Source organism: Enterococcus sp. NPDC086594 (genome assembly GCF_044746145.1).
Taxonomy (GTDB): domain Bacteria; phylum Bacillota; class Bacilli; order Lactobacillales; family Enterococcaceae; genus Enterococcus_D; species Enterococcus_D entomosocium.
Genome location: NZ_JBIVBP010000015.1, coordinates 58,823 through 78,398 on the forward strand (window position 1 = coordinate 58,823; position 19,576 = coordinate 78,398).

Annotated in this window: 21 protein-coding genes; 3 read left to right on the plus strand and 18 right to left on the minus strand. The window is 44.6% G+C overall.

The annotated features are described in order from the left end of the window. Positions 1–12: 12 nt before the first annotated feature. Positions 13–960 (minus strand): metal ABC transporter substrate-binding protein, encoded by a 948-nt coding sequence (locus ACIPK1_RS15570; protein ID WP_101699613.1) that lies wholly within the window; start codon positions 958–960, stop codon positions 13–15. Between the two features lie 306 nt (positions 961–1,266). Here ACIPK1_RS15570 and ACIPK1_RS15575 point away from each other — a divergent pair, with 306 nt between their 5' ends. Beyond that, a complete protein-coding gene (locus tag ACIPK1_RS15575) occupies positions 1,267–1,446 on the plus strand; it encodes a hypothetical protein (RefSeq protein ID WP_005232965.1) in 180 nt (59 codons plus the stop codon). A gap of 177 nt (positions 1,447–1,623) precedes the next feature. Here the strand turns inward: ACIPK1_RS15575 and ispE are convergent, their stop codons facing one another. Further along, positions 1,624–2,475, minus strand: coding sequence for a 4-(cytidine 5'-diphospho)-2-C-methyl-D-erythritol kinase (gene ispE, locus ACIPK1_RS15580; RefSeq protein ID WP_008381696.1), 852 nt, complete (start codon positions 2,473–2,475; stop codon positions 1,624–1,626). 174 nt (positions 2,476–2,649) lie between these two features. Here ispE and ACIPK1_RS15585 point away from each other — a divergent pair, with 174 nt between their 5' ends. After that, complete coding sequence (locus ACIPK1_RS15585) at positions 2,650–3,057, plus strand: Hsp20/alpha crystallin family protein (protein WP_034871953.1); 408 nt, start codon at positions 2,650–2,652, stop codon at positions 3,055–3,057. Between the two features lie 55 nt (positions 3,058–3,112). Here ACIPK1_RS15585 and ACIPK1_RS15590 read toward each other — a convergent pair whose 3' ends face one another. The 3 genes from ACIPK1_RS15590 to ACIPK1_RS15600 all read right to left on the minus strand — a co-directional run bounded on the left by ACIPK1_RS15590 (position 3,113) and on the right by ACIPK1_RS15600 (position 5,044). Next, positions 3,113–3,868 carry a DUF6681 family protein gene (locus tag ACIPK1_RS15590; protein ID WP_086298910.1) on the minus strand — a complete coding sequence of 252 codons (756 nt, stop codon included), beginning with the start codon at positions 3,866–3,868 and terminating at the stop codon, positions 3,113–3,115. Positions 3,869–3,876: 8 nt separating this feature from the next. After that, positions 3,877–4,311 carry a hypothetical protein gene (locus ACIPK1_RS15595; RefSeq protein ID WP_034871951.1) on the minus strand — a complete coding sequence of 145 codons (435 nt, stop codon included), beginning with the start codon at positions 4,309–4,311 and terminating at the stop codon, positions 3,877–3,879. 181 nt (positions 4,312–4,492) lie between these two features. Beyond that, positions 4,493–5,044, minus strand: coding sequence for a hypothetical protein (locus ACIPK1_RS15600; RefSeq protein WP_061053507.1), 552 nt, complete (start codon positions 5,042–5,044; stop codon positions 4,493–4,495). Positions 5,045–5,168: 124 nt separating this feature from the next. Here ACIPK1_RS15600 and ACIPK1_RS15605 point away from each other — a divergent pair, with 124 nt between their 5' ends. Then, entirely contained in the window at positions 5,169–5,681 is a 513-nt protein-coding gene (locus ACIPK1_RS15605; RefSeq protein ID WP_008381689.1) for a type 1 glutamine amidotransferase domain-containing protein, read from the plus strand. A gap of 135 nt (positions 5,682–5,816) precedes the next feature. Here the strand turns inward: ACIPK1_RS15605 and ACIPK1_RS15610 are convergent, their stop codons facing one another. The 13 genes from ACIPK1_RS15610 to rsgA form a co-directional block, all read right to left on the minus strand. Then, positions 5,817–6,116: a hypothetical protein gene (locus tag ACIPK1_RS15610; RefSeq protein WP_005232957.1), complete on the minus strand. Its 300-nt coding sequence runs from the start codon at positions 6,114–6,116 to the stop codon at positions 5,817–5,819. A gap of 175 nt (positions 6,117–6,291) precedes the next feature. After that, positions 6,292–7,440 carry a mannitol-1-phosphate 5-dehydrogenase gene (locus ACIPK1_RS15615; RefSeq protein WP_142437285.1) on the minus strand — a complete coding sequence of 383 codons (1,149 nt, stop codon included), beginning with the start codon at positions 7,438–7,440 and terminating at the stop codon, positions 6,292–6,294. Between the two features lie 22 nt (positions 7,441–7,462). After that, positions 7,463–7,900, minus strand: coding sequence for a PTS sugar transporter subunit IIA (locus tag ACIPK1_RS15620; RefSeq protein ID WP_005230254.1), 438 nt, complete (start codon positions 7,898–7,900; stop codon positions 7,463–7,465). 15 nt (positions 7,901–7,915) lie between these two features. Then, entirely contained in the window at positions 7,916–9,688 is a 1,773-nt protein-coding gene (locus ACIPK1_RS15625; protein ID WP_400451290.1) for a PTS mannitol transporter subunit IICBA, read from the minus strand. Between the two features lie 317 nt (positions 9,689–10,005). After that, positions 10,006–10,440, minus strand: a complete 435-nt coding sequence (locus ACIPK1_RS15630; RefSeq protein WP_016612038.1) for a PTS sugar transporter subunit IIA — start codon at positions 10,438–10,440, stop codon at positions 10,006–10,008. Between the two features lie 12 nt (positions 10,441–10,452). After that, entirely contained in the window at positions 10,453–12,483 is a 2,031-nt protein-coding gene (locus tag ACIPK1_RS15635) for a BglG family transcription antiterminator (protein WP_016621092.1), read from the minus strand. Continuing rightward, a complete protein-coding gene (locus tag ACIPK1_RS15640; RefSeq protein ID WP_194188622.1) occupies positions 12,464–14,212 on the minus strand; it encodes a PTS sugar transporter in 1,749 nt (582 codons plus the stop codon). Before ACIPK1_RS15640 ends, ACIPK1_RS15635 begins: the two co-directional genes overlap by 20 nt. 69 nt (positions 14,213–14,281) lie before the next feature. Then, positions 14,282–15,631 (minus strand): NlpC/P60 family protein, encoded by a 1,350-nt coding sequence (locus ACIPK1_RS15645; RefSeq protein WP_086298914.1) that lies wholly within the window; start codon positions 15,629–15,631, stop codon positions 14,282–14,284. 185 nt (positions 15,632–15,816) lie between these two features. After that, positions 15,817–16,326 (minus strand): rod shape-determining protein MreD, encoded by a 510-nt coding sequence (gene mreD / locus ACIPK1_RS15650; protein WP_005232950.1) that lies wholly within the window; start codon positions 16,324–16,326, stop codon positions 15,817–15,819. 2 nt (positions 16,327–16,328) lie between these two features. After that, entirely contained in the window at positions 16,329–17,186 is an 858-nt protein-coding gene (gene mreC, locus ACIPK1_RS15655) for a rod shape-determining protein MreC (protein ID WP_005232949.1), read from the minus strand. A 142-nt stretch (positions 17,187–17,328) separates the two neighbouring features. Continuing rightward, entirely contained in the window at positions 17,329–17,961 is a 633-nt protein-coding gene (locus ACIPK1_RS15660; RefSeq protein ID WP_016621089.1) for a thiamine diphosphokinase, read from the minus strand. Continuing rightward, the gene (rpe, locus tag ACIPK1_RS15665; RefSeq protein ID WP_005232947.1) at positions 17,962–18,615 is read right to left on the minus strand and encodes a ribulose-phosphate 3-epimerase; all 654 of its coding nucleotides are present in this window, start codon (positions 18,613–18,615) and stop codon (positions 17,962–17,964) included. Between the two features lie 9 nt (positions 18,616–18,624). After that, positions 18,625–19,509 carry a ribosome small subunit-dependent GTPase A gene (gene rsgA, locus ACIPK1_RS15670; RefSeq protein ID WP_005232946.1) on the minus strand — a complete coding sequence of 295 codons (885 nt, stop codon included), beginning with the start codon at positions 19,507–19,509 and terminating at the stop codon, positions 18,625–18,627. Positions 19,510–19,576 lie beyond the last annotated feature (67 nt).

The following is a 19,576-nucleotide window of genomic DNA, read 5'->3' on the forward strand; positions in this document are numbered from 1 at the left end:
GCAGGCGCCTCCTTAGTGAATACTTTTTTGTAATGCTGCCAAATTGTCTTCCATTACAGACAGGTATGTTTCGCCGTTATCCATCTGCTCTTGCGTCAAGCTTTCTAATGGATTCAAGACCGCTAACTCCACGCCCGTTTCAGAGGCTAAGGTCTCAGCCACCTTCGATGAGGCATTTTCTTCAAAATAGATAACTTTGACTTGTTTTTCTTCCACATATTCTTTCAGCTCAGCCAACCGACTTGGCGTTGGTTCTTGATCGGGTGAAATGCCCGAAATCGATTCTTCGACTAAATCATACTGCCGTGCCAAATAACCGAAAGCTGCATGTTGTGTGACGAAGGTCCGTTGAGTCGCATCCTTTAACGCCGCTTGATAGGCTTCATCTAGCGCAGAAAGTTTTTCGATATAGGCAGCCGCATTTTCCGTGAAGGTTGCCTTTTGCTCAGGAAACTTCGCAATCAGGTCATCGCGGATCGTTTCTACTTCTTGGATCGCTAAGACTGGGTCGGTCCAAACATGAGGGTCATACATATGATCATGGCCTTCATGGCTGTCTTCGTCCTCGTGACCATGCTCTTCCTCTGTGCCTTCCACCAACTGAATGTTTTTGGCCGCTTCAATCACTGCTGTTTGCTCAGGATCGACGGAATCCGTCAAACTAGCAACCCAAGTTTCTAGCTCAGGACTATTGTAGACAAAGGCATCTGCATCCATAATTTTGGTCATATCTTTGGCACTTGGCTCATAGTCATGAGGTTCTGTTCCTGCAGGGATCAGCAAGGAGACATCCGCTGCCTCACCTGCGACTTCTTTCGTAAATTCGTACATTGGGTAAAAGGTCGTGACGATCGACAGCTTTTCTGCGTCACTCGATTGACTTGTCGCTTCTTGCTGCCCACAAGCGCCAAGAAGCACGCCCCCTAAAAGGAGTGCTGTAGTAAGTAAGATTTTTTTCATCGGGATTTCCCCTTCCATTTGCTGGCTCATCTTTTTATTTTAAAACGGAACAACTCCGTTTTGTTAGCAAAAGTTACTCTATCAAATGATTTCCGGTTCGTCAAGACAAATCGTACGTTTTACGATTTAAAACTTTTATTTCGAGATAAATCGGAAAACATAGGAGAAAACGTTCATTTGAAGCGGATTCTTCTCTCGGGAACATCGTCTTATTTTACACCGTTGGCCATGCGATTCCTTTGTGATAACTTGAAAAATTAGAGAGTAAGTAGGATAATCATCTAAAAGCACTTGGAGGAAACGAAGATGAACGAATTTGTAACTGTGCCGCCAACTGTAAACAACAGCGAACTGCTGAATCGAATCGATTTACCGGAAGATCCTGCATCGCAGCAAACCGAAGAAATCCGCAAAACGATCGACAAACCATTGTATGAAGAAGACAAAAAGAAAAAATCCGCAAAGAAGCAGCACCAAAAAGAATAGCCTTTGCTTTAGGTAAAGAATCCGACCCCGACGTCTTTTTTTCGTCGGGGACTTTTGTGTAGGGCAGCTTCTAGATGCTTCCTCCCTACCTCAGCTGCCTTTTTCTTCGCTATATGACTGATTTTTATCGAAGGAACGAAAAAACACAGGCACTTCCTGCCTGTGTCCTTGACTCATTCATTTCAATGTACGTACAAGATAAACCTCATCGCAGAATCCTTTTAAGGCATTATAGACCCGTTGTGCCCGCGAATATTTTTGACAAAGAGCAAAGACAGTCGGTCCGCTGCCGGTCATCAAGGCAACATCTGCGCCGTATTTCATCATGCGATCTTTGATCTGTTGGACGATCGGATACTTCGGGATCGTGATGGCTTCTAGGCTATTGCCCATGGCAGCGATCATTGCTGGGTAATCTTCGGCTAAGACGGCGGCAGACAATGCTGCGATATCTGGATGGTGCAGTTGGTCCAGCTCAACTTCTTGAAAGATTTTCCCCGTTGAAACACTCAGACGAGGTTTGACTAAGATGACCCAACATTGCGGCATCGGCCGCAGCGGCGTCACCAGCTCCCCTTTTCCTGCAATATGAGCAGTGGTCCCATACAGACAATAGGGAACATCAGTGCCAACTTCCATACCAATATCGATCAGCTCTGCCATGGAGAGATCCAAGTCCCAAAGGCGAACCATCCCCCGCAGCGCTGCCGCACAATCCGTACTGCCACCACCTAACCCAGCTGCCACCGGGATATTCTTGGTGATGCGAATACGAATGCCTTTTTTGATACCATAGCGTTTTTTTAAAATACTGGCGGCCTGATAGACATTATTGCGTTTATCGATTGGTAAAAAAGCTTTGTTGGTTTCTACAATGATCTTATCTTCTGCTATCTCTTCCATTATCAGACGGTCGGCTAGATCAACACTAGACATCACCATTTCCAACTCATGGTAGCCGTCTGTTCTTTTCTCTAACACATCGAGACCGAGGTTGATCTTAGCTGGCGCTTTTTCAATAATCTCCATCTTCATTCATCCAATCATCTGATAGTTATTTAGTTCTATCATAGCAGATTCTTATAAGATAGTTGAGTGATTTCTCTTGTTTTTATGATTGTTGCCATTTTGGTTGCCCTTTGGCTTGGTTCCTCGTAAAATAGAGGTACCAACTCAATGGATAAAAGAAAGCGGGGGAACCACATGGCAAATTTGATTCCAAGAGATTTAGCAGGCGGCGAAGAACTATTAGGCAAATTAATGAACAGTTTTTGGCAAGAACGACAAATGAACACGGACATTAAAGAATACGAAGACAAGTATCTCGTTCAAGCAGATTTACCCGGCATCAAGAAAGAAAACATCCGCGTCAGTTACGTCAACAACACGCTGACGATTTCAGCTGCTCAAACAGAAACCACTGAAACCGAGGATGATTTCGGACATTATTTGCGCAAAGAACGCTCCAGCAGTGCCTATCAACGGACCTTCACCATCACAGACATTGATGACGAGTCCATCAAAGCAGTGTTTGAAGACGGCGTTTTGACCCTGACTTTACCGAAAGCTAGCTACAAAGACGCACCTGCAAAAAACATTCCGATCGAATAACAACAAATTAAAAAAGCAGTCCCCCCAGAGGAAACTCTGATCGGGACTGCTTTTCTTATTTGCGTGCTTGTCGTCGATACGCCTGTCTTGAGGTCTGCGGTTCTTCTTCGGAGACCTCTTTTTTGACATACAATTTTAAACTGTATGGTTCGTGGTATTTGACATCGTTTTTGACAAAATCACCGCCAGTGATAAATAAGCCCACTGGCTCTAAAGGTTGCTTGCCGGTCCATTGAATCGTGCCAACTTTCGTCATCTCCGTGTAGCTGGTCCCGATCTGCAATACGTACTCGTTTTTCCCTTGCTGTTTGACAAAATAGTAAGGGTACAAGGTATTTTTCGGAATCGTAAAGCCGTTGGATGACGGTTTGATCGCCAATTCTTCTTGAGCAATCAAGGTCTGCAAATGATTCGCCAATACCAGCTGATAGTCTTCTTCAAAATCGATCACCGCTTTTTCAGTCGTCAAACGATCAATGTCGGTGGTGCTGATAGTTTCCCCTTCAATATTGAAGACTTCATCCGGCAAGACTTTGACAAAGGTCTGAGTGACATCGAACTTCATGTTTTTATTCAAGAAATAATAGAAGATATTCAGTACCCAAAAATAGACTAAGACCAAAAAGCCGATCGTATAAAGGATCGCTTGAAAATAGTTTTGGTTCGCAAACATTCCATAGACGATCCGCAAAATATACGCCGTTGGAATAATACTGAGGATGGTATAGGCGCGATTCAAGTATTTGGGACTGATGTCAAGATAGCCCAAAAATTTGTGGATGCCGTTGATTAAATCTAAAATAAGCGTCATTTTCTCACCTACTCATTTCCTTGATTCTCATCCATGATCCCTTGTGGATCTGGCGTGGTCTCTTCACTTGAAGAAGGTGTTTCCTGATTGTTTTCCGATGGTGCCGGTGAAACATTGGCATCGCTTGATGGCGTCGTTTCTGCAGGCACCGAAGAAGACGGGGTCGTTTCTGGTGTTACTACTTCACTGCTGGATGACGGTGTGGTCTGCTGGTCATCGTTCGTCGGTTGTGAGTCCGTGCTAGCAGGTGTTTGATTTTGACTGTCTTCTGTCATCGAAGACGGTGTGCTTTCACTTGGTGCTTGTTCGGTCGTTTCTGTCGTTTCCGTCGCACGACTTGGTTGGCGGTAACTGCCTGAATTCACCACGCCGGTAGCAGTGGCAATGATAGTTGATATCGTTAAAAGTGCAATTGGTTTTAAAATAGGCGGGACTTTTCGCATGATTCTCATCCTTTTCTTACCCGATTCTGCCCATCGGCAGTCTCGGTTCCTTCAGCCTCTTCTTACCTTTATAATCGTTTCTGACAAAAGGGTCAAGATTCCCGAGGCTTCTGTCGCAGGATTTAAAAAAAACTAAACATGTAACTGTTTTCACAAAAAATAACGACGACAGTTGCCGCCGCTACACAAGGTATTCATAAAACTTTTCAAAGGTCAGGTGCAACGTGCCATGGTAATCCCGTAAAAGGGCGGGCAATGCGATTACTTCTTCATGTTGGATCGGGGCATCGATTTGAATCACCGCTTGCTCATCATCCAGATAGTAGGAACTAAACAGCTCATCATCGGTGATTTCTTCTAATTGATTGGTCAGCTCTTCATAAAACTTTTCTACGATCGGTTCTGCCAACTCATCAAAGACCGGCTGCAAGGCTGCCTCTACAGCTGGAAAAGGCTGTGCGAGTAATTGCTGTCCGCTGAGGGAACGCCGGGTATTCTCATAGGTCAAATAAAGCAGGTCGAAATAATCCTCTTCTTCCCCGATCGCTTCTAGCGTCAAAAGGGCTTTTTCTACCAATGAAACCAAGGACGAGGATACCTCTTGATGCATCACCGCATCGACTTTTTCAAATAGTTGCTGTTTCTCGATGACAAATGTTTCTTCCATAAAAGTGAATTCCGCTTTTTCAAAGCAAAGGGGGGTATCAGAGATAAATAGTTGGATCGTTGCCATGGCGTTGCCTTCTTTCTTTTTCAAGCTGCAGACAAACAGATGATTTGTCAACAGCGAAAATCTTCGTTAGCATAAATAATAGCAGGTGAACAAATTGTTCATCAAGTAATAAGGAGGAGATCGAATGAGTAAAGTTGCTGTTATTGTCACTGATCTAGTTGAAGATGTTGAGTTGACGTCACCAAAAGAAGCACTGGAAGCGGCCGGACATGAAGTAGTCGTTATTAGTAATGAAGGCGCCGAGACCGTAAAAGGCAAACAAGGTGGAACGTTTCCCGTTGATGCGGCCATCGATACGATCGATCCCGCCAGTTTTGATGCTTTGTTGATCCCAGGCGGTTTCTCCCCTGACCAATTACGGACCGATGAGCGCTATGTGTCATTGACGAAAGACTTTTTGACATCTGATCGTCCCGTCTTTGCCATTTGCCACGGCCCACAACTGTTTATCCAAACAGGACTGACGAAAGATTTGACCTTGACGGCTTATGATTCTGTGCGACCAGATTTAGCCTACGCAGGTGCCACCGTCAAAGATGAGCCCGTCGTGATCGACGAAACCTATCGGTTGATCACCAGCCGAAACCCAGATGACTTAGATGCCTTCAATCAAGCCATTACCGAGGCATTGAACTAACCACGAATAAGACTTGGTTTCTTAGAGAAAAAAAGCCGCCAGTTGCAGCGTTTGATCCTTCGTATCGATCGAGCTGCAGCTGAGCGGTTTTTTCTTGCGTAGCTTTTCAGTTTTTAGTTCATGGCTCGTTTCCTGTTACTCGTCAGAGGGCAACTCAAAACCATCGAAGGTCTCGCCATCATAGTAGCGCAATAATTCTTCCGTCGATAATAAGGAAGACGTCATTTCTTCCTGCGCCTCATTGACCTCTCGAAGTTGGGCAAGGTAAGCCGCGTAGGCTTCTGCCAACTGCCGATAAACAGCTTGCCGCGAAGTTCCTTCCCCTTGGATCGTCGGCAATTCACGGATAAAGGCCCGATAGACGGGACGGTTTTCCTGCCATTCGATCGGCAACTCAATTACTTGAAGCTGGGCTTCTTCAAACCATCGTTCCATTGCTCTCCCTCATTTCTTTTCTTATTATCGTCAAGTTGGCAGCAAAGGTCAATCGGTGAGCAAAAAAATACAGAACAAGCGCTGAAAGAAATTGACCTATCCGCAAAAGCTCACTTGTTGGGCTAGCTTTTACGGATGCGGCAATTTATCTGCTTGTTCTGTGTGTTACTCGTTTTTATGCGGCAACATACGCATATTTTTCAATGTTTTGTCGGATCGTTTCAATCATGTCTTCATCACGCAAGCCAGTGATTTCTGCAATGACTTCCGGTAGTGATTTTTCATCCAAAAGTGCTTGTAACTGTTGGCTTTGCTCATCTTCAGGGTCTTTGTAATTGAAGATCATGCCGATCGTTTCATAGAGATGATCTGGCTGCATGTTGCGTTTTTCTAACTCAAGGACTGGTCGGATAAAGCGTTCTTCGGTCCCTAATTTGCGGACAGGTGTCCGTGCCACCCGAGTGATGGCATCGGAAATGTGCTTGTTTTTAAAGCGTTGGATGATTTTTTCGATATACCGTTCATGTTCTTCAGGATCAAAGGCCCATTTCTCAATTAAAAGGCGGCCAGTTTCTTCGAGAACGGATTTTAATTGGATCACCACTAAATGATCCTGCATCGCTTCATCGATCGTCTGATAGCCTTGGAGGGCGCCTGTGTACGCTACCGTGGCATGACCCGTATTGACACTGAATAATTTCCGTTCAATATACGGTTCCAGATCCGCCACATAATGGACCCCTTGCAGATGGATCGAGGATTTCATCCCAGACTCTTGGATCACCCATTCGCAGAAGGGTTCTACTTGAACGAATAAGGGATCTTCATGGTGCTGCAGCGGTACGATGCGATCCACCGCTGCATCTGGAAAACCAACCGTCGCTTCCAACGCTGACCAATCCGCAACGTATTTTTGCACTTCGCTTTTTAAAAAGGTCGATCCGCCGATCATATTCTCACAGGCGATCACATCAATGGCTGGCTTGTCTGGGTGTTGCTGACGTGCTTCTAAGCCTTTGGCGATCAGCTCAGCGATATGCGGCAAAATGTTGGGACCAATGGCGGTCGTAAGGATGTCTGCCTCGGCGATCGCTTGGATCACCGCTTCTGGTTCTTTGGCATTGTTCAATCCTGTCACATGCTCGATGTGGATCTGTTCTTGGGTCTCATCGGCTAATTCGATGGTATACCCTTGTCTTGCTTTTAAGGCGTCAATGATCGTTTCATTGACATCAATAAATGTGATTTCAAAGTTGTTGGCAGCCAATATCTCGCCGATAAAGCCGCGACCAATATTACCTGCACCAAAGTGAACTGCCTTCATGTCTTGTCTCCTCCTTAAATCCTTATGCTACGGTCAAACTTTGGGCGATTTCTTCTTTATCCAACGCATCCGCCAATTCGACGACGTTATCGATATCACTGCAAAAGAGGGCGATTTGTTGGACCAATTGCAGATGATCTTCCCCTTTGCCCGCGATGCCGAAAAGAACGGTGACGATTTTTTCTTCGTCCGCGGTACCGAAATTCACGCCATCAGGCACTTGCACGATACAGATACCTGATTTTTTGACGTATTTTTTGGCTTCATCCGTACCGTGAGGAATCGCAATAAAGTTCCCCATATAGACTGAGAGCATCTCGTCACGCTCAAGCATGGCTTCGACGTATTCTTTTTCCACACAGCCTGCCGCCAGCAGTTTTTCGCCGCAGTAACGAATGGCTTCTTCTTTGGTCGCAAATTGTTTGTTCAATTCAATCATGTCTTTTTCTAATACTTGCATTCGGCTCATCCTTTCTTAATTCGCTGCTTTGATCGATGCCACGATCCGTTGATAGTTCGTCGTTCCCATCAGATTATTAACGGATAGATGGATCGCTTCTGGCGCTGAGGTTTGCGCTTGCGGCGTTAAGGCTTCTTTTGTGATCACCAGTGAAGAGGCGTTGGCATGGAGATCATTGATATGGCTTTTTCTGATCGGCATCGTCAGAGCTTCTTTGGCTAAAAGATCTTGGAAGACTTTCTGAGCCATCGTTGCCGAACCTTTGCGGTCATCGTGGGCCAAAATGATTTCACTGACTTGCTTAAGGTCATTGGCGGAAGGAACATCTGCCTGGTTGCCTACTTCAGACTTTTTTTCTGACTCCCCCGCTGTCTTAGTCCCTGACAATGTAGCTACGATTTCATCGTAACGTGGAGAGTTCAGGAAATTCTCAACCGCGACGAAGGTCGCATTTGGCGCTTTTTGTTTGGCACGTTCTTGCAACTCTTCTTGAGTAACGATCAGCGTATTGGCATCGTCCGTCAAATTGTTGATGGCGGAATTCGAAACATTTTGTGGAAGACCCGCTTCTTTGACTTTTTTACGTAAGATCGATGCCCCCATAGCACTGGAGCCCATGCCTGCATCACATGCGAAGATGATGCGATTGATGCCAGTCATTGGTTGAGCCGCCAAACCTTTGGCGCTGAGTTTTGCTGCTTGCGTTTGTTGTACTTTTTCTTCAAAATTATCCACTGTATCCTTCGCATCCGCTTTCAAAATTGCGGCAGCGACGATAAAGGACACGCCTGCTCCTACGGCAATTCCGGCTAAGACAGAAACGACACTCATCACCGAGTTGAATGGCGTCATTGCTAAGATCGCAATGATCGAACCTGGGGAAGCAGGTGCTCGTAAGCCTGCACCTAACAATTGGAAGGTAAAGCTTCCTGATACACCGCCGGCAATCACTGCTAAGAACATCAATGGTTTCATCATGACGTATGGGAAGTAGATCTCATGGATCCCACCGATAAAGTGAATGATGATCGCTCCAGGTGCCGAAGATTTCGCTGCTCCTTTTCCGAAGAAAGTGAAGGCTAGCAAGACTCCTAAACCAGGTCCAGGATTGGCTTCTAATAAGTAAAGAATTGATTTCCCAAATTCGCTGACTTGCTCAGTACCTAGTGGTGTCAAAATTCCATGGTTGATGGCATTGTTTAAGAATAAGATTTTTGCTGGTTCAATAAAGATATTGGCTAATGGAATCAAATGGGCATTGACGATCACTTCTACCCCTGCTGCCATTGCTTCTGTCAAGGTATTAACAACTGGCCCGATTGCTACAAAGCCCAGTAATGCTAAGGCAAAGCCGATCAAACCTGATGAAAAGTTGTTGACCAACATTTCAAAGCCAGCGCGAACTTTGTCTTGGAAGATCTCGTCAAATTTCTTGATGACCCAACCGCCTAAAGGACCCATGATCATTGCACCCAAGAGCATTGGGATATCCGTTCCGACGATGACCCCCATCGTTGCGATCGCCCCAACCACGGCTCCGCGGTCACCAGCAATCACTTTCCCGCCAGTATACCCGATCAAGATTGGGATCAAATACGTTAGCATTGGACCGACCATCGTTGCAAAGGCTTCATTTGGTAGATACCCATCTGGAATAAATAATGCCGTTAATACACCCCATGCAATCAATGCGCCGATATTTGGCATCACCATACTCGACAACGTACTGCCTAATTTTTGAACTTTTGCTTTTACTGATGATTTGGCTGCTTTTTGTGTCTGTTCCATTTTTTTCTCTCCTCTCGTCTGCTTACACCCTTATTGTAGGCGCTTCCCAAAACGGTCGAAAGTCGTACTTTGGCACAAAAAACTGTGCCAAAACTTGTAGCCAAACGGATAGAGCAAAAAAACGGGAGTAACCCCTGCACTCACTGGCTTTTTGTTATGTTTCACGTGAAGCATTTTTATTTTTTTTTGCCAAAACGCAAAAAAAAAAACGTGTACCCGCTCCTTCTACACAAGGTAGAAAGAGCGAGCACACGGAGGCAGCTCATTCACTCATTTCGTTCGCTTCTCTTGTTACAAGCCAGTCTGCTGCTGACCGCTTATTCTTCTGCCAGCAAAATCTGTTGGATCTCTTCAACCGATTCGGCATCACTCAGCGCCCGAACATTTTGCATATCGGAACAAAAAAAGGCGATTTCTTGCAAAACAGCTAATTGCTGCTCTTTTAGGACGACTACGAAAAGGATCGTAGCGATTTTGGGTTGTTCCTTCGTGCCGAAGTCGACGCCATCCGGCACTTGGATCAAAAAGAGCCCTTCTTCCTTGATCCATTGCTGGGCTTCTTCTTCCCCATGGGGCAGTGCAACAAAGTTACCGATGTAAACACCTGTTTTTTGATGACGCCGCAAAAGGCTTTTGACATAAGGTAAAGAGACGATCTCCTGGTTGACTAAGTACTCGCCAATTTTTGTCAGAGCCTCTGTGGCATCGGTAAAGTGTTGATCCAACAAAATCCGCTCCTGTGGAATATACATCGCTGATCCCTCCTATTGTTTTACTTCTTCAATCAAGAGCGAAGAGAGTAACTGATAAATAATCGAATCATTGCCGGAATTAAAAATCTCCGTATTTAGATCATTCATAATGATCGAACCACTGATCTTCCCTAACATCTGAGAGCTTGTTTCATTGATAGGATAGGGCGCCAGCATGACTAATAAACGGGTAACAGCGATCTCTTTTTTATCCATCGCAAGAAGTGGCAGCGGCTGTTTCAAATCGAAAATACGAAAAACAGGTTGCAGGATCGCCGAACTCGCCGCGTGAAACAAGGCAAAGTGGGTGTCAGGAATGCCCACTGGCGCTTGGAAGTAGCGCCGTAAGAGACGATCAACAACTTTCTCACGATCCAAAACAACATGTGTATCAAAAGACGTCAGCACCAGCTGCAACGTTTCTTCCAAGTCCGCTGGGTTATCAATCGCCTGCACTTGAAACAGCGCCAATAGCTGGTTAATAGCTTCGATAAAAGCCAAGACCGCTTCATAGGATTCCTCTTTGACTAAAGCAGAGGGCGCTTTTTTGGCGGAACGTTTTTTCTGACTAATGGCTTGGAAGGCCTTCTTCAACTCTTGAATATCTTCTTCCAGCAGGATCGGTGAAACGAGTTTGTACTCTCCTTGATACCCTGGCAGCAATGAAGTCGAGATCACCAAGTCATAGGTCTCCTCGATATTTTCCCGTTTGACATCCCCCACTCGAAAGAAGGTGATTTGATTGATAAAGGGAAAATGTTTCCGCAGCTGCATCTCTAACAAACTGATGGAGGCTAATCCGCTAGGAGAGATTCCTGCAATATTGACTTCTAACACTTTCGGATTTTTTTCCAACGAATTGGCAAAATGTAGGACCATATAGGCGATTTCTTCTTCCGAGAACTGCTGCTGCGGAAAGACCTGCGGCAGATGATTACGAATCCCGCTGGCGATTTCGACATACTGGTTCATGATTTTTTCTAGGATAGGGTTGTTCAAATGATCTTCTTCTAAAATCGCCCGCGTCATCACTCCTGAGATATGGGTCAGCAGCATTTTATATAAGTTCGTGTCTTCATAAAACGCCACTTCCGTTTGCTCACTGACCAATTCGATCAAGCGTTTTACACGATAAGCCAAGTCGGTATCAAAATTGTCATCAAAAAAATCACGATCAAAGGAATTGGCAAAATCACCTAGTAACACGGCAAAAAAGACGATTTCGTTGATGGAATAAAGCAGTTTGGTCTTTTCGGCGATCTGAGCAAAAATCTTTTTCGCCACCTTCAGCAAGTCTTTGTTGATCTGACTCGGGTACGTCTCTTCTTCCACCGTATAGCCCAAAGCTACCCGATCCATGGCTAGCGCCAGCATCAAGACGATAAAGGCTAATTTGCGGTCACTAAGTTCCTTGAATTGGGGTTCGATGGTTTCCCGAATCAACCGCTGGGCTAGCAATAGATGGTCGCGGGACAGAAATTGAAAAATAAACGGGGCTTCATCATCGGTTTCCAGTAAATGGAAAAATTGGTATTCATTGATCTCCATCACTAGTGTATTGGCTGTGATCAACCGCCGATACTTTTCGGAGCCTTCGATCTCATACCCTTGATTGCGCACGATCCTTAACGGCAGCCGTGCGAGACTCTCTTCAAGCTGTTTGATGTCTGAAAAAAACGTCGTATTGCTGATTTGGTAACGCTCCAAGAAAAAATGACTGGATACAGGCTTCGTGGCGGTAGTCAGTTGCAACAAAATACGGTGTTGCCGCTCACTAGCCGCGAATTCTTGATCGGTATCTGCCATAATGGCTTCTTGTAATTGGCGAATGCTCGTTTCTGATGCAAAAATTTGGAAATGACCACGACCGACCTTCTCTAAGGTAGCACCTACTGTTTCCAGGGATTTTTCTAGATTAGCCAGTTCACGGTACACCGTTCGTTTACTGACTTTTAAGACTTGCATCATGCGATCTAAAGAAACCGGACCGGTACTATTCATCAATTCCGTTAATAAAAGTGTTTCACGATTGGTCAAAAACATAGTCGACTCCTTCTGTCAGTAACTGACGATACGCATCTGTCGTCAATAAATCATCCACCACCAGTAAAGAAACATCTGGGATCGGGCACTTTTTTGCAAGTTCTTTCGGGAGGATATAGACTGCCGTAGGATCAAGAGTTTGTCCTTCATATGCCATTTTTTTGATGGTCAAAGACAGCGCTTGTTGGCGGGCCATTTTTCTTAGTATCTCCACTGCCATCGTTTGTGAACCGCGTTTTTTTCCAGTATACAAAAAGATGATCGTTGAAAACCCTAGCGAATTTGCTGCTTCGATTTGTAACGATTTTTGCGGATCCTGTTCTCTTCTTTGTAATTCTTGGATCAGCGGAGCATACTCATCTGCCGCCAAAAAATTATCTAGCACATAATGCTGTGCGTGTGGTGTCTGCTTTTGGGCAATAGCTGCTAATTCCCGTTGGGTGATCACTAACAGCTTGGGATCATCCGTCACACGATAAATCGACTGATAGCGGACAGGAAACGTTAGCTGGGCTTCTTCTAACTCTTTCTTTAGTATGCTGGCACCGATTGCACTGGACCCCATCCCTGCGTCACAAGCCACGACGATCTCCGTCACTTTCTTCATTTTCGGCATCTTACGCTCCTCATTTTCTGTATTGGTCTTCCGTTTTAATAGCACACTAGCAATTGCAAACGATACGACCGTACTGACGACAATCCCAGCTAAGACACCTAGGATCATAGAAGCCGGTGTATTGAGCAAAATCGCCAAAATCGAGCCCGGGGACGCCGGTGCTCTCAAGCCTACTCCTAAAAATTGGAAGATCAGTGTACCGCTGAAACCACCAACGATCGGACCGAGCAACACCCAAGGATCGAGCAGAACAAACGGGAAATACACTTCATGAATCCCGCCAATGGCCTGCACAAAAATGGATGCTGCGGCATTCGTTCGGTTTCGCTTTGAACCAAAGAAAAGATACGCCACTAAGACCCCTAATCCCGGACCGGGGTTGGCCTCGATCAAAAATAAAACCGACTGACCGTTAACTGCCGCGGCTTCGATTCCTAGCGGCGTAAATAGTCCATGGTTGACAATATTATTAAAAAACAAAACTTTCAATGGTTCTACAATGATATGAATAAAGGGCAAGACATTTTGCCGAACGAAATAATCCACGAGCTGATAGCTGCCGAGACTGAACCAATTAAAAAGCGGCGCCAATAGGAAATAACTACCTAAAAAAAGGAGTCCGCCAAGCGCACCTGCAATAAAATTGCGCACCAGCATCTCATAGCCACTTTTGACCTTACTCACGAACGAATCACTGCGATACAACAGCCAGCCTGCCAGTGGACCCAGTAGCATCGCCCCAAAGACTTGGGGAATATCCGTTGCGAGAATAGCCCCTAAGACCGCCACTGCTCCTACGACCCCACCTCGCTCAGGTGCCAACATTTGCCCACCTGTATAAGCAATCATGAGGGGCAGCAACACAGTCAAGACCCCTTGTTCCATTTGCTGGATCACTTGTTGATCGACTGAAAACAAAGGCAGCAGGAATGAAATCAGCATCCATGCAATAAAAATACTTAGATTCGGCATCATCATGCGAGAAAGATAATTCGTATAAAACTTAACCGTTATCATTTTTTCTCTGGAAGACGAGGTCTTGTTCATTTTATCCGCTTCCTTTCTCTTTTCTATTATAAGATGTTCTGGCAAGACTGAAAACAAAAAAAGCATACGTTTTTTAAAACAGAAATCAAAAAAAGCTGACGTAAAACGCCAGCTTTTGAAATAGCTTCAATTGATTTAGTTTACGCGCACCGCGAAATCTGGTGAGTAATAAGAGTAACTGCTGACAGAAACATTTTGACCAGGTGTTGGTGCATGAACGTATTGTCCGTTACCCATAGCGATCGCCACGTGGTGTGTGCTTCCGCGGCTACCCCAGAATAACAAGTCACCGGCTTTTGCTTCGTTGATCGAAATTACCGTACCGGAAAATTCTTGTGCGTAAGTTACCCGTGGTAATGAGATCCCAACTTTAGCAAATACATATTGTGTAAAGCCAGAACAGTCAAAGCCGTCTGGTGTCGTACCACCCCAAACATAAGGGGTACCAATGTATTTCATTGCTTCTGCTACGATTGCTGAACCATTGACCGTTTGTGCGGGTGCAGGAGTACTGCTTGAACCGTTGCTGCTATTATTTGATCCTTGGTTGTTATTATTGGCAGGTGTCGATGGGGTCGTATTTGCTGAACCGCTGCCTTGTGATGAACTGCCTTGCGTAGTATCAGTCGTCGTACTAGAATTTGTTGTGGCGCTTGATGTCGTTGAATTCGACGTTGAAGATTCGCTTGCTGCTGCTTCCTGAGTAGCTGCTTCAGCTGCTGCCGCTTCTTGAGCCGCTGCTTCTTGTGCTGCTTGTTCACGAGCTGCTGCTGCCGCCGCTTCTTCTGCAGCGATGCGAGCTTGTTCTGCTTCGTATTCTTCTTTTTGTTTTTCTAAATCAGCTTTTTCATCTTCTTTAGATGCTTGTTGAACAGCCAATTCCGCTTGCAAAACATTCAAATCAGCTTGTTTGGCTTGTAGATCCCCTAATTGTGTTTCTAATTCAAATTGGTTCGCTGCGATCTCTGCCAATTTATCGTCGTTTTCCGCTTTTTTCGCTTCAACTTCTTCTTGGTCTGCTTTTTGTTGATCCACAAGATCTTTGTTAGCATTGACGATCGTCGTCATTGCTTGCACACGGCCAATAGCATCTGTTAAAGAGTCAGCTTCTAATACTGCATCAATAAAGTTCGTGCTTTGTCCATTGACTTGAACATCACGAGCTTGTTTTTGGATCGCTTCTTCACGCTTTTCGATTCTGACTTTCAAATCGGCAATTTCTTGCTTCAACTTTTCAGAATCCGCACGCAAATCCCCTTGTTGTTGCAACAAAGTTTGGGCTTTTTCATTGATTGCAGTCACGTCGCTTTCAAGTGCTGCTACTTGTGACTGGATGCTCGCTTGCTGGTTTTGCAAGTCAGAGATCTCTTGATTTTTTTCTTCAATTTTATTGTCAAAATCTGATGCAAAGACAAGTGTCGGTGCTGCTGCAGAAGTAAGAACAATTGAACTTACTAACAATAAAGATAAAATTCGCTTTTTCACTCTTCATTCCTCCGGCTGTTGCTTCCCCTAATATGGTTTTTTTATGTATAAATGCTTAAGAATACCTAAAGTCCTTCACGATAGTGTGATTGTAACACAGCCGTATGTCAGAGAGATAAAAGGAATATTACAAAAACATTTCAATCGCTGTTATTTTTATACAGTCAAACGCAAAAAAAATGAAGCTATTCGTCTTTGAATAGCTTCATGAATGGAATGACTAAAAGGATAAACAAAAGGATGTTCAATAAAAGCGTTGGTGCTAGAAAGCGGGAAACAAAGAATGACGTGCTAACTGATGCGATCTTAAACAGCAATTGAACCCCCAATGTCACAACTTCTAAGCTTGTAACAAAGATGATCATTCCGAAAAACATGGTAAATACATTTTGATAAAGCGTATTTTTCAAAATATACATGATCCATACGATCAAGGGAAACGCCACCGTGTAGATGCCGATCACACCGACATAATACACGTCATAGAGACAGCCGATCACCAGCGCCGTGGTAATCAAAAAGTTTTTCGGCAAATACTTCGCGCCACATAAAAGAGCGATCAATAAAAGATGCGCACTGGCGATATAATTGTCTTGGGTCCATTTTTCCAAAAAACGCGTCAGTTGTCCATCTGCCAACATCATCAAAAAGAAGACGCCCGCTGCCAGGTATTTGATGTAGTCATGCTTTTTCATGGCTATTCCTCACCTGCCAAGCGTTTGATAATCGTTACTGCTTGAATATCATACATTTGGGCATACGGTTTTACAAATACTTGGGTATCAAGACCAAACTCATCTTTGGTGGTACGGATCACTGTTCCGATCGCTAAGTCGGCGGGCGAGTTTCCTCCTAATCCAGAGGTCTGCACGACATCGCCTTCCTTCAGCTCATTGTCCCCCGTCAATTGGGTAATGACTAAGGAACGTTCTTTTTGATCGTAACTACTTAGGATCCCAAAGTTTGACCCATCTTCGCCGCTGATCCGAACCGGATAGTGGTTGGAATTCTGGTTTTCAGAAGTCAAAAGTTCAATTTTAGAAGAAGCTGCATTGACCTCAATGACACGACCAATCAAGCCTTTTTGCGACATAACTGCCATGTTGACCTCAACACCATCTCTTGAGCCGCGGTCCACGATCAGCATATCTTGCCAAGTATCAGGTGACCGATTGATGACATTGGCGGAGATCCGTTCATAATTCGTCAAGGTTGCATTCAGCTCTAGCTCTTCTTTCAAGGCATCGATTTCTCTTTGCGCATTGTCCTTCGCTTGTTCCAGTTCCTCAAAACTGTCCAATTTCTCTTTTAAACGTTCATTTTCTTCATAGGTCACAAACAAATTTTTGACTGAATTGGCACCATTTTCGATCCAACGAAAAGGAGCGGTAATCATTTTATCGATAAAGCCAACGGAGTCATTGACCGTAGATTGCACGGCATTGGTGGAGTTTCCCGCTGCTCGGCGGGCGATCGTCACGCTTAATACGGTGACAACTAAAATCACAATAATCAATGTGATGATAATATTTTTATTAGGATTAAACTTTTTCACAAAGACACCTCAAATAATTCCAAACTGTAGTTCCAATTTTACCATTAATACCCTGCAAACAAAAGCTAAGTTGTCCGTCTTAATGTTTTTTTTGTAATTAAGTTTCTGAAATTTTCAACAAAAAAAAGAGACGTTCCGTCTCTTAATCACAACTTTGAATGACTGCTATCATCCCGCTGCTAAAGGAAAAACCTGCTGTTTGTGTCAGAAATTCATTGCTGGCATAAGAAGTTGGGTACGGTACTTGGACGTTTTCTAATAAATACTTGCTACCTGTTAACGTCAAATCTGTTACCGGCGTCAAACAGCAATACGCCAAATACTGCATCCCGGGTTCTTTTTCCAATTGATAGGTGCCTGGTAAAAAGAACTGAACGACATTTTGACGATCTAAAAAACGCAGATTTGGGGCAAATGGACGAAACCGATCTTCTAAGGGCAGCCATAGATTGGCTAAAAGATGGTCAAGGCGTCCCCCCGTTGCACCAATCACGTCGATTTGCGCTTCTGGATAAAGACGCAACGTCTCAACCAATGCCAATTGAGTATCTGTATCATCTTTTTCAGCAGGGGCTTGGATCACTGTCTTAACTTGTTGTTTGACCGCTTGCAGTTCTGCTGCGGTCAGGGAGTCGAAATCACCGATTGCCAGATCGACTGGCCGTTGGTGCTGAAGCAAGAACAGGGCCCCACGATCAATTCCAATGTATTTATCATACGCCATCAACTGTGGCCAATTTTCAGGACTTCCACCTGCCGCTAACAAAATCTTCATTTATTGCAAAGCTTCTTTCAATGCTCTGATTTGCGCCGCAGGTTCATCGGCATCGTAAATATAGCTTCCTGCTACAAAGACATTTGCGCCTGCTTCCAGGCAGCGTTTGGCTGTCTCAGGAACGATCCCGCCATCTACTTCGATATCATAATGGTAGCCTTTTTCTTCTTTTAAAGCAGCCAACGCCGCAATTTTTTCCAGTGATTCTTCAATAAAGGATTGCCCACCAAACCCTGGATTGACCGTCATAACTAACACTTGATCACACATAGATAAAACATGTTCAATGGCTGAAACTGGTGTACCTGGGTTGATGACGATTTCTGCTTTGACATTTTCTGCCACAATCATTTGGATCGCACGATGGATATGAGGCGTTGCTTCCGCGTGGATACCAATGATATCTGCTCCAGCTTCCGCGAAGGCATGGATATACTTTTCTGGCTCGGTGATCATTAGATGAACATCCAACGGCAGCTTGGTAACTGGGCGAATCGCTTTAACGATGTTTGGGCCTAAGGTAATATTAGGAACGAAATGACCGTCCATCACGTCTACGTGAATGTAATCTGCGCCATGGCGCTCTACCAGCTCAATGTCTCTTTGAAGATTTGCAAAATCGGCACTTAAAATAGATGGTGCTAGTTTCATCATGCTTTTCCCTCACTTTTTCTTCTTTTTATAAACCGGACGTCGGTTTTCAATCTCTTCTAAAAATTGCACGTAGTTTTTGTAACGAGTTTCAGCAATCTCATTTGCTGCAACTCCCTGTTTCACTGCACAATCAGGTTCATTGAGGTGCATACACTCCCTAAAGCGGCAGTTGGAAGCTACTGCTAAAAAATCAGGGAAGAGCTTTGGTAACTCTACTGCTTCGATTTCCAGAAAATCGATCGAACTAAATCCTGGTGTATCGGCAACCAATCCATCACAAATCGGCAAGAGCTCCACATGACGGGTCGTATGTTTCCCCCGTCCGAGAGATTCTGAGATCACTCCTGTTTCCAATGCCAATTCCGGGACGATTCGATTCAATAGCGTAGACTTTCCAGCACCAGATTGCCCCATAAAAACGGTGATCCGCTCAGGGAAGTACCGTTGAAGTTCCAATAGATCTTCGCCTTCTGCTTTTGACGTGATCACGTGGTAGCCAATTGCTTGATAGGTCTCCTCAATTGCTTTCATTGCGGCAAGATCTTTCACAAGATCCGCTTTTGTCAAAAAGATGATCGGTTCGATCCCCTCATACTCTAAGGTCACTAAAAAGCGATCCAATAGATTATAGGAGAAATTCGGCTCAACTAGACTTGTCACGACCACTCCTTGATCCACATTTGCGACTGGCGGTCGAACCAGCTCATTTTTCCGCGGCAAGATCTCTAAAAGATAGCCGTCTGTTTGATTGCTGCTTTCAAAAATCACTTCATCCCCAACCAAAGGAGTGATTTTTCGATTTCGAAAATTTCCTCGAGCGCGGGTTTGAAAGATTTCATCTTCTGATGCCACATAATAAAATCCGCTTAGCGCTTTGATGATTTGTCCCTTCAAACAATTTCCTCCTCGTTTTTTACTATTGTATCATATTTTCAGGTCTTCTCACTGGCTGAAAACACAA

What these genes read in the sequence shown, in the direction of transcription:
- ACIPK1_RS15570 (WP_101699613.1), bottom strand. Translation starts at nt 960, where the DNA reads ATGAAAAAAATCTTACTTACTACAGCACTCCTTTTAGGGGGCGTGCTT.
- ACIPK1_RS15575 (WP_005232965.1), top strand. Translation starts at nt 1,267, where the DNA reads ATGAACGAATTTGTAACTGTGCCGCCAACTGTAAACAACAGCGAACTG.
- ispE (WP_008381696.1), bottom strand. Translation starts at nt 2,475, where the DNA reads ATGGAGATTATTGAAAAAGCGCCAGCTAAGATCAACCTCGGTCTCGAT.
- ACIPK1_RS15585 (WP_034871953.1), top strand. Translation starts at nt 2,650, where the DNA reads ATGGCAAATTTGATTCCAAGAGATTTAGCAGGCGGCGAAGAACTATTA.
- ACIPK1_RS15590 (WP_086298910.1), bottom strand. Translation starts at nt 3,868, where the DNA reads ATGACGCTTATTTTAGATTTAATCAACGGCATCCACAAATTTTTGGGC.
- ACIPK1_RS15595 (WP_034871951.1), bottom strand. Translation starts at nt 4,311, where the DNA reads ATGCGAAAAGTCCCGCCTATTTTAAAACCAATTGCACTTTTAACGATA.
- ACIPK1_RS15600 (WP_061053507.1), bottom strand. Translation starts at nt 5,044, where the DNA reads ATGGCAACGATCCAACTATTTATCTCTGATACCCCCCTTTGCTTTGAA.
- ACIPK1_RS15605 (WP_008381689.1), top strand. Translation starts at nt 5,169, where the DNA reads ATGAGTAAAGTTGCTGTTATTGTCACTGATCTAGTTGAAGATGTTGAG.
- ACIPK1_RS15610 (WP_005232957.1), bottom strand. Translation starts at nt 6,116, where the DNA reads ATGGAACGATGGTTTGAAGAAGCCCAGCTTCAAGTAATTGAGTTGCCG.
- ACIPK1_RS15615 (WP_142437285.1), bottom strand. Translation starts at nt 7,440, where the DNA reads ATGAAGGCAGTTCACTTTGGTGCAGGTAATATTGGTCGCGGCTTTATC.
- ACIPK1_RS15620 (WP_005230254.1), bottom strand. Translation starts at nt 7,900, where the DNA reads ATGCAAGTATTAGAAAAAGACATGATTGAATTGAACAAACAATTTGCG.
- ACIPK1_RS15625 (WP_400451290.1), bottom strand. Translation starts at nt 9,688, where the DNA reads ATGGAACAGACACAAAAAGCAGCCAAATCATCAGTAAAAGCAAAAGTT.
- ACIPK1_RS15630 (WP_016612038.1), bottom strand. Translation starts at nt 10,440, where the DNA reads ATGTATATTCCACAGGAGCGGATTTTGTTGGATCAACACTTTACCGAT.
- ACIPK1_RS15635 (WP_016621092.1), bottom strand. Translation starts at nt 12,483, where the DNA reads ATGTTTTTGACCAATCGTGAAACACTTTTATTAACGGAATTGATGAAT.
- ACIPK1_RS15640 (WP_194188622.1), bottom strand. Translation starts at nt 14,212, where the DNA reads ATGCTTTTTTTGTTTTCAGTCTTGCCAGAACATCTTATAATAGAAAAG.
- mreD (WP_005232950.1), bottom strand. Translation starts at nt 16,326, where the DNA reads ATGAAAAAGCATGACTACATCAAATACCTGGCAGCGGGCGTCTTCTTT.
- ACIPK1_RS15660 (WP_016621089.1), bottom strand. Translation starts at nt 17,961, where the DNA reads ATGAAGATTTTGTTAGCGGCAGGTGGAAGTCCTGAAAATTGGCCACAG.
- rpe (WP_005232947.1), bottom strand. Translation starts at nt 18,615, where the DNA reads ATGATGAAACTAGCACCATCTATTTTAAGTGCCGATTTTGCAAATCTT.